Genomic DNA, 12,121 nt, shown 5'->3' with positions numbered 1-12,121 from the left:
TAAAGCTTCGAGAAGCATACTCCAGGCCGCTGTTTACTGCCGTGACGGCCTGCTCACTTTCCTCTATTGATTGTCGAGGCGTTCGCTCCGGCGACGGCCAGAGATATACTGAAGCACCCGGCCCACAATTCCTGCATCCGGAGCAGCGCGCTTGTTTACCAAGGCCATTCTTCGCATCCCCGGCAGTAACTTCGCCGACGGCCTCACCACCGTTGAGCTCGGTACTCCCCATCTCGACGAAGTGCTTGCCCAGCACGCTCACTATTGCGATGCTCTGCGCGAATGTGGGCTCGAACTCACCATTCTCGCGCCCGACCTCCGCCACCCCGACTCTACGTTCGTCGAAGATGCAGCGATCCTTACTCCCCAAGTCGCTATCCTCACCCGACCCGGCGCTGCCAGCCGTTTGGGCGAAGTCGCTGCCATCCGTCCAACTGTCGAGAATTTCTACTCCCGCACTCTAGCTATCGATCCGCCCGGCACCGTCGACGGCGGCGACATCTGCGAAGCGGAAGATCATTTCTTCATCGGGATTTCGCAGCGCACCAACAGGGAAGGCGCGCGCCAGCTCGCCGCATATCTCAATTCGCTTGGCTACACCGCGTCCACCATCGACATCCGTTCCATGACGTCGATCCTGCATCTGAAAAGCGGCATCAGCTACATCGGCGACGACACTCTCGTCGTCATGGAAGAGATGGCGGAGAATTCCCAGTTCAATTCCGAGTTCGCTCGCTTCAATCTCATCCGCGTCTCATCCGCCGAGAGCTACGCCGCAAACTGTGTCCGCGTGAACGATCGCGTCCTGATCGCTGAAGGCTTTCCACACCTCCGCGACGAGCTGATAGCGCGTGGCTTCAACCCTCTCGTGCTCAACATGTCAGAGTTTCAAAAAATGGATGGTGGCCTAAGCTGCCTCTCCCTGCGTTTCTAGCGCGAGGAACTAACCAGCGTTCTCAAGTAATCGTCCAGGTGTTCACTGTTCACTGAGCACTGCCCACTACGGTTGCGGCTTGGTCGGTTGCTTAGGCGGCGCTTGCTGTCCGGGCTGCCCCTGCTGCTGGCCGTTCTGCGTAATGTCCTGCCCGTCGTAGATCAGCTTGATCGTTGATCCGAACCGCTTGTAGTCGGTGTACTTAATAGTGTCGCGCATGTGCACATCTTCTGACATCGTGTAGCTGCCACCCTGGAAGTGCAGCACACCTTCGCCCTTTGTATATACCGGGAACCAGTAGTGCCCATCAATCTGCTGCCGCCACGTCATAAACGGCGGATGCAGATCCTCGCTGTTCTTGCGGGTGTCGTCCGGAACCATCCGTCCATTCGTCACCACGATCTGCAGATCCGTGGCGTCCACCCAGATGCGTCCCAGGAAGTAGCGCTTGTTCTTTAGAATCTGCTTCGGCCCTACGTCGAAAACGTAGCAATCGACATCATCGACCTTTTGCCGCCCCACGTACTTCGTGTTGTACTGCGCAATCTCCTCCGTCGTCAGCACAAACGGATAGCCCTTCTGAATGTCCTGCAAATCCGATGGAGACATCATCACGCGCTGCAACGAGCTCTCCGGCGCATATACCGTCTTCTCCATGCGCTGCCCTGTCGGATCGAACGTGACATCGTCCACCTGGTACCACTCTCCGTCCACTTTGTTGGTGTCATCGTCGATCGTCTGTACGCGCGCGACTCGCCGGTAGGTGTAGTGATTCAGTGCTTCCTGAAATTCACTCTCCTTGGCCGCGAATTTCTTGATGATCTCTTCCGCCGGAGTCGCAGGGTCTGACAAATCGAGCTTTCCAAACCCCGCATCAAGCGGCATCGGCGTAAAACTGTCCTTCTGCGCACCCGCTGTAAGCGCCAACACCCCAATCGTGGCCAGCGCCAACCACCATCGATTCCTCACCGTCGCACTTCTCCTCTGAATTCCTCTGGCATCTATCCTGACTCGCCCATCGATTCGACAGAATCCGCTCAAACCATGCCTGCTACAACATTAGACGTATATACAACCAGACCGGGTGGCCGCAAAATCCTCGATTGGCGGAGCTGTCGCTGTGGCCCGGCAGCCTTAAGGTCTACTTAATCTTCGGAGAGTCTTCTGAGGTTCGTGCCTCAACTCTCCATTTACCTCGCGGCATCAATGGTTTAAGCTCACTCATTATTGATTCCGAGCAGCCCCGGGGAATTCTCTAACTCTGACGCCGCATCCTTTGGTCCAACTTTGGATTTGCGGTAAAACGTCGACGGAGATACTTGCATTTCCATGCCCGACAGCTACCACCTTCCGGCTCTTGTTCTCACGGTGCTGTTGCTGCCCGCCTTCTTCCAGCTCTATCTGCGTTTTCGCGATGCCTGGACCCTCCTCTGGTTCCTCGGCTTCTTCTTTGCCGCCATCCGCATGCTTCAGTTCTACAACCTGGGTGCATGGAATTACTCCAACACTGAAACTCATCCCTGGATCGCGGCCGTTGGCCAAACCTCCATTCTCATTAGCTCCGCCCTGTTCCTCGCCTCGCTCGCTCCCCTCGGTTTCCGCGTTGGCAAAATCCGCATACTCTACGCCATCCCCTTCGCGATCCCCCTCGTAGCCTACGCCTTCCTTATCTATGGACTGTATGGCGGTGGCACCCCCGGCGGTTTGCCGTTCCTCATCTTCCCGGCCCTCGGCGCGCTCTCGCTCTTTGCAGGATGTGCCTGGGCGATCTCGTTTCGCGGCATTCCTCGCGGCATCCCGCTCGCTCTATGCATCGTTCTCGGCGCCGCCGGTCTGTGGATCTGCGTTCGCGTTGGAGGCGCTTGGCCTCTTACCTTCGTTGAGTGCGCTACCCACTTCGTCACTGCGATGCTGGTCTTCTACGTCTTCCGGCGCGTCTCTCCCGGAACCATCCTCGCCAGCCTCGGCTTTTTGGGCTGGTCCCTCAACATAGGTCAAACTCTTCCATTCATGCATCAAGGCGAGCCTGGAATCTGGGTCATCCGCGCCATCGCCATGTCCAAGGTCGTCGCCGCCATCGGCATGATCCTTCTGGCCCTCGAAGACCAGCTTGCCATCAACCAGACCGGCCAGCTTCGCGAGCGCCATGCCCGTGAGGAGATGGAAGCCTACGCGCGCCTCAATCTTGCCCGGCGCCGTGTCGAAGACTTCGACCGCCAGGCCGCTACCGTGTGCCAGGCCATCGTCTCCAATAGCCGCTTCCACCAGGCCGCTCTCGTTCTCCTGCAGAACACCGGTCACTACCGCCTCGCCGGCGCCGCCGGGTTTGACGATGCCACCATTAACGCCCTCGACGCCCTCGCTACCCGCATCCCCGTCTCCGGCTTCCTCGACTCGGGCTCTCAAGCAGCCGTCGAACACAGCCTCGCCATCAACCTCGATCTCACCCCGTTTCTCGTTCCTGGCGACGATCTCACCCGCCTCAAGCTCACCACCGTGCATGCCATTCCCTTGCGTGGCAGAACTTCAACCGAAGGAGCACTCTTCCTTACCGGAATCGAGGACCCGTCGAAGCCTGTCAGCGCCGTCGATCTTCTCCCCCTCGAAGTCCTCGCCTCCCGCCTGCAATCCGTGCGCGGCCAGACGATGATGCTCGAGAAGCTTGTCGAATCTGAAAAGTTCGTTGGCCTCGGTCAGCTCGCCGGCAACGTCACCCGCCAGCTCAACAACCCGCTCACCGTGATCCTTGGCTACGCATCGCTGCTCGACGAGACCGAAGACCTCAATCCTCAGGCCCACAAGGCCATCGAGGCCATCCTCAATGAGGCACGCCACATGCGTCTCACCCTTGAGAGCCTCGCCCGCATGTCGCGCCCTCAGGGCGATCAGGTAGCTGCTATCTCCGTCACGGAACTTCTCAACGACCTCGAACAGCTTCACCGCTCCGAATTCGTCCAGCGCTCTATCGACTTCCGCGTCCATATCTCGCCCGCCCTGCCCCGCGTTCTCGGCAACGCCCAGCAGGTTCGACAGGCCGTCCTCTACTGCCTCCAGTTCGCCATGGACGCAGTCGAGCGGCTCGACACCACCAACGAAAAGACCGTCCGTCTTGAAGCCGTCGCCGAAAACAATCAGGTACAGATCCTCGTAGCCCACTCCGGCTCCAGATTCCCCGTCCCCGCCCGCGCCTTCGATCCCTTCATCCCCGAACCCGCCGGCGACGAATCCTCCAGCCTTGGCCTGAGCATGTGCGCCAGCATCCTCCGCGAAAACAACGGCAAAGCCTCCGCCCTGAACTTCGAACCCAGAGGCGCCGGCATCCTGTTAGAACTCCAAGCCGCCTAAGCCAGCCACCACTCAAAGCACTCCGCCCCAAGCAACGTCGTGTCATCCTGAACGGAGCGGCTGGGGCCCCGCGAACGAAAATCGTTCGTGGGGTAAGCGGAATGAAGGATCTGCTTCTAAAACCGCATCGATCCGCATGATCCTGGGTGCCCCATCCTTGCGGAGCAAGGGTGGGAGATCACGTCACCAATCCCGCCACTACGAACGCCTTAGCTAACTGCTAACAACCACCTCGCAGTTGTACACTTCTCCTTCGCACCGACGCACGTTGGGACCCCCAGAAAACTGGGTGCCCCAGGTCTCGCTTTTGAGACCTGGGACTGCGAAGCTCAAATCGAGAAAAGCCATGCATAAAGCCATCATCGCCCTCCTCCTTGCGACCACGTTTGCCGAAGCCCAGCCAGCCAAGCGCCCCATGACCTTCGAAGACATGATGCACATCAAGCGTCTCGGCTCAACAGCCGTCTCCCCTGATGGCAAATGGCTAGGCTACAGCGTCTCCACCGTCGATCTGGAAAAGAACACGAAGACAACGGAGCTGTGGCTACAGCCAATCGCCCAATCGTCGGAAAAAGGTGGAGACCCCATCAAGCTAGCCGTCGGGCAGCCTGGCGACGATGGCCTCCAATTCGCCCCCGACAACAAACACATCCTCTTCCTCTCCAGCCGCGAACTCGCCTCGCAGCAGGTCTACACCGCCGACTTCGACGCCGCCACTGGCGCCGCCTCCAACGTCCGTCATGCATCCGCCAACTGGGACGGCGTCGATAACGCCAGATGGGCGCCCGACTCGCAGTCCATCGCCTACACAGCCGAGGTCTACCCCGACTGCCCCGCTATCGTCGACAACGACTTCGCCACTGGCGATCGCTGCAACATGGATCGCGACACAGCTCTTCGCGACAGCAAAGTCAAAGCCCAGATCTTCACCCATCTGATGTATCGCCACTGGAACCGTTTTACCGACGACAAGCGCACGCACCTGTTTCTCATTGACGTGGCCAGCGGCGCCGTGCGCGACCTCGTGCCGAACAACCCTCACGACGTTCCCACCGACTATCCGACCGACCCGCTGGGCTGCGGCTGCGCCTTCTCGCCCGATTCAAAGGAACTGGCGATCACATTCAAGGATGTCCCCGACGAAGCCGTCAGTACAAACTCCGACATCTTCACCGTAGACCTCACCAACCCCAACGCCAAGCCGGTGAAAGTGAGCACGAGTCCCGGCGGCGATATGAGCCCCGCCTACTCCCCCGACGGCAAATACCTGGCCTGGCGCAGCCAACTCCGCCCCGGCTACGAAAGCGACAGATTCCGCCTCCTGCTCTACGACCGCGCCACCAAGACAGCGAGAGATCTGCTGCCCAAGTTCGACAACTGGGTGGATGAGTTCGCATGGAGCCCAAGGTCGCCCAACATCTACTTCACAAGCGGTAATCGCGGAGAGGTAGATCTTTACTTTGTAAATGTCGATGGAACTGGGGCAGCAATAAACCTCGGAGTGACCGGGCCAGAGCTGTACGCCGACGGGGCGGAGTTCAGCGGAATAATTCCCGTACCCCACAAATTCGAGATGCCGACATTCGGCGTCCCCGAACAAATCATCGCAACAAGGATGAAGGCAGATTCACCAAGTGAAGCCGTGGTCCTTTGGCCGGGAGGCACGAGTTCCAAACCCAAAGGTCAGCCAGTCGATGTGGACGATTCTATGGACGCTCTATCGAGGAGAGTTACCCATCTCAACGACGCTCTCCTCGCCCAACTCGATCAAGCCCCGCTCGAATCCTTCTGGTTCCCGGCCGCCGACGGCACCAAGGTTCAGGGCTTCCTCATCAAGCCCCCCGCCTTCGACCCCAACAAGAAATACCCCGTCAAGTTCCTCATCCACGGCGGCCCGCAAGGCGCATGGGGCGACTCCTGGTCCTACCGCTGGAACGCAGAACTCTTCGCCGCCAACGGCTATGTCGTCATCATGATCAATCCCGGCGGGTCAACGGGCTACGGCCAGGCCTTCGTCGATCGCGTCAACGGCGACTGGGGCGGCAAGCCTTTCACCGACCTCATGATCGGCCTCACCTACGCCGAGCAGCACTACCCCTTCATCGATAAAACCCGCGAGTGCGCGCTCGGCGCCAGCTACGGCGGCTACATGGCCAACTGGGTTCTCGGCCACACCAACCGCTTCAAATGCATCGTCTCTCACGATGGAATGTACAACGCTGAATCCGCCTTCGGCACAACTGAAGAAGACTGGTTCAACCAGTGGGAATTCAAAGGCAATCCCTGGGACTACTACGGCAAACCGGACAGCGAGAATCCCTTCCGCAAGTGGTCCCCCTCGCTCTCCGCCAAGAACTTCAAGACACCAACGCTAGTAGTCCACGGCCAGCTCGATTACCGCCTCGACGTCAGCGAAGGCTACCAGCTCTTCGACACCCTTCAACTCCTTCACGTCCCCAGCAAAATGCTCTACTTCCCCGACGAAGGCCACTGGGTCCTCAAGCCCCAAAACTCCCAGCTCTGGTACAAAACCGTAAATGACTGGGTCGACCAATGGACGAAAGAAGCGGGCAAATAGGAATAGGGAACAAAAGAGCCCGATCGTCAACAAATCTGGGGCCCCATTCATGACGCGCATTTTGCGTCATGAGTGGGAAACCACGATTCGCCCGGCTTCACTTCATCTGAACTACACTGATCCCATCTCGTGAAGCCCAAGCCGCACCTCAATGAATCCGGCCTGTACGACTACGCCATCAAGGCTCTCGGCCGCCACATGCGCACCGAGGTGGAACTCCGCCGCCTCATGCGCATGCGCGTCGAGCCCGGCGATCGCGGCGATGCCATCATTGCCACAACCATCGCACGCCTCAAGGAAAACGGCTACCTCGACGACGCCGCCTACGCCGAAATCTACGCCCGCCTTCGCCAGCAGAATGAAAAGCTTGGCCAGCGCCGTGTCAGCCAGTCCCTGACGCAGAAAGGCGTCTCAAAGCAGATCGTCACCGAAGCCGTCGGAGCCCGCTACGCCGATACCGACGAAGAAACCCTCGCCCGCCAGCACCTTGAACGCAAACGCATCCGTAAACCGACGAATGAAAAAGAAACGGCCCGCGTGATGCGCCGCCTGATAGCCGCCGGTTTCTCCACGAGCGTCATCTACAAGATTCTCCGCCAGTGGAACGTCCCCGACGAATCCCTCTCCGCCCTGGACAACCTCGAAGAAGACACACCGACGGAATAAAACCCAATCCTGCAAACAACAACAGCGCGTGTCATCCTGAGCGCTGCGAAGGATCTGCTTTTCACAATGCATCAAATCGCACCATTCTGGGTGCCCCATGTCTCGCTTCTGAGACATGGGATCTCGCTCGACCCTGAAGCCCTTTCCTTATCGAGAAGGACGCGCAATCGCCTCCCGCACATTCGCCAGCGGCGCCGTCGCAACAAACTCAATCGCATCGCCGTTCCGCTGAATCCCAAGCTCCGTCCAAAGCTTATCCAGATCCACCGTCACAGCTGAATCTTTCCACTTGGCATACTGCTCGCTCAGCACATGCGTTCCCGTAGCCTTGTCGCCAATCGCCAGAGCCTTGTCCAGCGGCCACTCATGATCGATCGTTCCACCGGCCGCGACAATCGCTCGCAGCGCATCCTGCAGACCCCTCTGGTTGCCCGTCTGCCGACGAATCTCCACATCCGCAACCAGGCAGAACATCGCACCGCCCCAATATGTCCTTCCCCACGAGTGTGTGTGATCGAGCCCCTGATCGCCCTCGGCTGGTTCGCCCTTGTGCATGTCTCGCACCATGTCGCGCCATATCTCCTGCGGCTTGAGCTCTCCGCTCTGGACCCGTGCAATCGGCTCAACGTAAGTCGCCAAGCCTTCCTCCATCCAATGCTGATCATCCGGCAGGGAAGGGAACGCCATGTGATCGAGCTCATGCGTCATCATCCAGTCATCTTTAAGATCATCCGCTGTGGCATGCTGTCCGATGCGGAAGCGCGTCATCCCGGGCCATCCCGCCATGTCGCCCCACGTCGTCCCCTGCACAATGCCGCCACGATCCGCTACCGGCGCGATGAGAACCCGCGCACGCGAAACCGGAAATCGACCGTAGTATGTGTTGATTGCAGAAGCCGCAGCCTGCACGTGCGCGAAGATCGCGTCCTGCGAAAGATCCATCAGCCCTTCGGCGAAATCCGCCTGCACCGTCCCGCCGCCAATCCTCAGTTCGCGCGACGCAACGATGGTGAGATTATGCCCGGGCTGCGCAGCCGCCAGGGTAGCAATTCCCACCACAGCGGCCAGGCCGACGTTCCATGCAACACGCCGCAACAACCGGCCAAGCATGTCAACATTCATATTCAGTTGGACGCCAGATCAAACGACATGGCCGCACACGCCGGAAACTAAGCGCCCGGCGCCTTCGCAGCCAGAATCTCCAGCTTCTCAATCTGCGGAGGCTTGGCCAGCAGCTCGCCTGCCTTGGCCATCAGCGCCTTGGCAATCTCGCCGTTTAGGTGCGCGTCACGGCCCTCTTCCTGCCTGAAGGTGTCGAAGATGCCGAATTTGTTCGGCGCCAGCTTCACCGCATACCAGGTGCTGGTGCCCGTCTCCCGCACCGCCAGCGGTTGCGCCGACTTCAGAAACTCCTCAACTTCCTTCTCTTTTCCGGGCTTGGCTTCGAGCAGCGCAAGCAGTGCGAATTTATGACTACCCTCCAAAGTACGTTTAGTCCCTAGGATGCATACTTTCTGAACAAGGCCGTCAAATTGTCTAACATGTGCACCCTGCACATTTCTGCGCAGGGATGTTCCCGTTACACTAAAGGAGACATGCAATTCCGCACGGGAAACGAAATTCGCGAGCTGTTTCTGCGCTTCTTTGAGACCAAGGGGCACCGCCGTGTGCACTCTTCGTCGCTGGTGCCTGCCAACGATCCCACGCTGCTCTTCACCAACGCGGGGATGAACCAGTTTAAGGACCTCTTCCTGGGCGCCGAAAAGCGCGAATATTCACGCGCCACCACGAGCCAGAAATGCGTCCGCGCCGGCGGCAAGCACAACGACCTTGAGAACGTCGGCTTTACCCGCCGTCATCACACCTTCTTCGAGATGCTGGGCAACTTCAGCTTCGGCGATTACTTCAAGCGCGACGCCATCGCCTACGCCTGGGAACTCGTCACCAGTGAACAGTGGATGGGCATCCCCAAAGAACGCCTCTACGTCACTATCTTCGAAGGCGCTGACGGCGTTCCGCGCGACGACGAAGCTGAGAAATTCTGGATGGAAACTGGCGTCCCCAAAGAGCGTATCTTCCAGTACGGCCTCAAGGACAACTTCTGGCAGATGGGCGAAACCGGCCCCTGCGGGCCCTGCTCCGAAATCTTCTACGACATGGGCATCGAAGCCGCGGAAACCCCCGGCGTCGATCTCCCCTTCGGCAAAGACGAAGCCCGCTATGTAGAAATCTGGAACCTCGTCTTCATGCAGTTCGACCGCTCCGCCGTGGCCGACGCGCTAGGCAAGACCAGCAGCTACAAGCTGACGCCCCTCCCAAAGCCCTCCATCGACACCGGCATGGGCCTCGAGCGCGTAGCCGCTGTGCTGCAAGGGAAAGTCACAAACTTTGAGACAGATCTGTTTGTCCCGCTCATTAAGAAGGCAGCAGAACTCACGAACTTCTACCACAACCCGTTAGCAACATCTGGCGGTCTTCCGGTTCGCGACATGGCGGAGATTCAAGAGGACGCATTGGTACAAAACGCGAGTCTTCGAATCATTTCGGATCATGCTCGTGCCGCCGCTTTTCTAATCAACGATGGCGTATTGCCATCGAATGAAGGTCGCGGCTACGTCCTCCGCAAGATCCTCCGTCGCGGTATCCGTCATGGCCGCCTCCTCGGCCAGGAAAAGCCATTCCTCAATCAAATGGTCTTCGCTGTCCGCGATCTCATGCAGGGCGCCTATCCCGAGCTGATCGATTCTGCTTCGCGGGTGGCCAAGGTCATCGAAGCCGAAGAGAAACAATTCGCGAGGGTAATCGCCATCGGCGCTCGCGAGTGGGATAGAGTTTTAACCCGCAGGATGGTCGATAAGATTCAAGCACAGTTCGACCTATTCTTTGGTGCTCAAGCGATCCTCCCTCCTGAAATCGCGGCGAAGATGACCGAGCAGATAAAGGACGCCACTGGTCAGGAGATGACCCATCTGAAATTCACCCAGTTTGAGCCATTGGTTAGAGAGGGCCTACCGCCCGGCGTGGCAAAGGCACTGGCGGAGCAATTCAAAAGCCTTGATGCCAAGAAAGCGGAAGTTTCTGGACGCGAAGCTTTTCATGTCTATGAGACATTCGGTCTACCGCTCGATTTTATGATGGATGCAGCCCGAGATAGAGATGTGATATTCGATGTTGAAGGGTTTGAGAGCGCCAAGGCCGAAGAACAAGCCCGCGCCCGCGCCAGCTGGAAAGGCGGCAGCCAGAAATCCGCCAGCCCCGTCTTCCGCGACCTAGCCAAGACCGACTTTCTGGGCTACAAGCAGCTCAACGCCAATGACGCCGAAGTCCTCGCCATCGTGAAAGACGGCGCCGGCGTGCCCTCCGCCAAGGCCGGCGACCAGGTCGAAGTCGTCCTCGACCACACCAGCTTCTACGGCGACTCAGGCGGCCAGGTCGGCGACACCGGCTGGTTCACCTCCACCGACGGCAACACTACCATCGCCGAAATCACCGGTTGTGTTCTCCCGGTCCAGGGAGTGCGTGCCCATAAGGCCATCCTCAAGCAAGACATCGCTGTAGGCGATCACGTCAACACCGTCGTCGATGGCGCACGTCGCGACAACATCAAGCGCAACCACACCGGCACCCACCTGCTTCACGCCGCTTTGCGCCAGGTTCTCGGCACCCACGTCAAGCAGGCCGGCTCCGCCGTGCACGCTGACCGTCTCCGCTTTGACTTCTCTCACTTCGCCCAGGTCGCCGACGAAGAACTCCAGGAGATCGAAGACATCGTCAACCGCGAAGTCCTCGCCAACGCCAAGGTCGAGACACTCGTCGACGTGCCCATCGATGTGGCCGTCAACGAGTACCACGCCATGGCTCTCTTCGGTGAGAAGTACGGCGATAAAGTCCGCGTCGTGAAGTTGTCCGACGGCTTCTCAACTGAACTCTGCGGCGGCACCCACACCGCCGCCACCGGCGAAATCGGCCTGCTCAAGCTGACCGGTGAAAGCGCCGTCTCCTCCGGCGTTCGCCGCGTCGAAGCCATCAGCGGACTAGTCTCGCTCTCGACCTTCCGCCGCGACTTTGAAGTAGCGAAACTCGCCGGGCAGTACGTTCCTTCAGTTGACAACCTGACGGAAGGCCTCCGCGCCAAATTCGCTTCCCAGGAGGACGAACTGAAGCGCCTGCGCCGCGAGCTGGAAGAAGCCCGCATGAAGTCTGCAGCTGGCGGTCTCGACGACGCAGTGAGCCGCGCAACGGACGTGAAGGGCGTAAAAGTCCTCACCCACCGCGCCGATTCTCTCGAACGCGGACAACTGCGTACGCTCGTCGACAACCTCAAGCAGAAGCTTGGCGAGGGTGTAGTGGTGCTCGCCTCTGCTCAGCCCGAAGGCAAAGTCGCCATCATTGCCGGAGTCACGCCGGGCCTGATCAAGCGCATTCAGGCCGGTAAACTAGTCGGCGCGGTTGCAAAATTCGTAGGCGGTTCCGGCGGCGGCAAGCCCGACATCGCCGAAGCCGGCGGCAAAGATCAGTCGCAGATCGACGCTGCTCTCCAAGCCGCTCCCAATGCCGTCTCCGACCTTCTCGGCTAAACGCGAGTGCAAAACTCGTGT

The 12,121-nt window shown here is 59.2% G+C and carries 8 protein-coding genes; 5 read left to right on the top strand and 3 right to left on the bottom strand.

Annotated features, from left to right (window positions below; genetic code table 11):
- The first annotated feature begins 151 nt into the window (after window positions 1–151).
- Entirely contained in the window at window positions 152–934 is a 783-nt protein-coding gene (locus P8935_RS00205) for an arginine deiminase family protein (protein WP_348262995.1), read from the top strand.
- Between the two features lie 66 nt (window positions 935–1,000).
- Here P8935_RS00205 and P8935_RS00200 read toward each other — a convergent pair whose 3' ends face one another.
- Entirely contained in the window at window positions 1,001–1,903 is a 903-nt protein-coding gene (locus tag P8935_RS00200; RefSeq protein ID WP_348262994.1) for a hypothetical protein, read from the bottom strand.
- Between the two features lie 360 nt (window positions 1,904–2,263).
- Here P8935_RS00200 and P8935_RS00195 point away from each other — a divergent pair, with 360 nt between their 5' ends.
- The 3 genes from P8935_RS00195 to P8935_RS00185 all read left to right on the top strand — a co-directional run bounded on the left by P8935_RS00195 (window position 2,264) and on the right by P8935_RS00185 (window position 7,523).
- Complete coding sequence (locus P8935_RS00195; RefSeq protein ID WP_348262993.1) at window positions 2,264–4,279, top strand: histidine kinase dimerization/phospho-acceptor domain-containing protein; 2,016 nt, start codon at window positions 2,264–2,266, stop codon at window positions 4,277–4,279.
- A 346-nt stretch (window positions 4,280–4,625) separates the two neighbouring features.
- On the top strand, window positions 4,626–6,857 hold the full coding sequence (locus tag P8935_RS00190; RefSeq protein ID WP_348262992.1) for a S9 family peptidase: 2,232 nt from the start codon (window positions 4,626–4,628) through the stop codon (window positions 6,855–6,857).
- A gap of 129 nt (window positions 6,858–6,986) precedes the next feature.
- Window positions 6,987–7,523: a regulatory protein RecX gene (locus tag P8935_RS00185; protein ID WP_348262991.1), complete on the top strand. Its 537-nt coding sequence runs from the start codon at window positions 6,987–6,989 to the stop codon at window positions 7,521–7,523.
- Between the two features lie 147 nt (window positions 7,524–7,670).
- On the opposite strand, the gene P8935_RS00180 is transcribed toward P8935_RS00185, so the two are convergent.
- Both P8935_RS00180 and P8935_RS00175 read right to left on the bottom strand, forming a co-directional pair.
- Window positions 7,671–8,645, bottom strand: coding sequence for a hypothetical protein (locus P8935_RS00180; RefSeq protein ID WP_348262990.1), 975 nt, complete (start codon window positions 8,643–8,645; stop codon window positions 7,671–7,673).
- 47 nt (window positions 8,646–8,692) lie between these two features.
- A complete protein-coding gene (locus tag P8935_RS00175; protein WP_348262989.1) occupies window positions 8,693–9,007 on the bottom strand; it encodes an antibiotic biosynthesis monooxygenase in 315 nt (104 codons plus the stop codon).
- A gap of 111 nt (window positions 9,008–9,118) precedes the next feature.
- Between P8935_RS00175 and alaS the strand changes: the two genes are divergently transcribed.
- Entirely contained in the window at window positions 9,119–12,100 is a 2,982-nt protein-coding gene (alaS, locus tag P8935_RS00170) for an alanine--tRNA ligase (protein WP_348262988.1), read from the top strand.
- The last annotated feature ends 21 nt before the right edge of the window (window positions 12,101–12,121 follow it).

Origin of the sequence: Telmatobacter sp. DSM 110680, from assembly GCF_039994875.1 — a bacterium.
GTDB lineage: Bacteria > Acidobacteriota > Terriglobia > Terriglobales > Acidobacteriaceae > Telmatobacter.
Note: the sequence above shows the minus strand (reverse complement) of the source record. Positions and strands in the feature narration are given on the sequence as shown.

Bases quoted from the DNA above. Each gene is read 5' to 3' on its own strand.
- P8935_RS00195 (WP_348262993.1), top strand. From the start codon at position 2,264: ATGCCCGACAGCTACCACCTTCCGGCTCTTGTTCTCACGGTGCTGTTG.
- P8935_RS00190 (WP_348262992.1), top strand. From the start codon at position 4,626: ATGCATAAAGCCATCATCGCCCTCCTCCTTGCGACCACGTTTGCCGAA.
- P8935_RS00180 (WP_348262990.1), bottom strand. From the start codon at position 8,645: ATGAATGTTGACATGCTTGGCCGGTTGTTGCGGCGTGTTGCATGGAAC.
- alaS (WP_348262988.1), top strand. From the start codon at position 9,119: ATGCAATTCCGCACGGGAAACGAAATTCGCGAGCTGTTTCTGCGCTTC.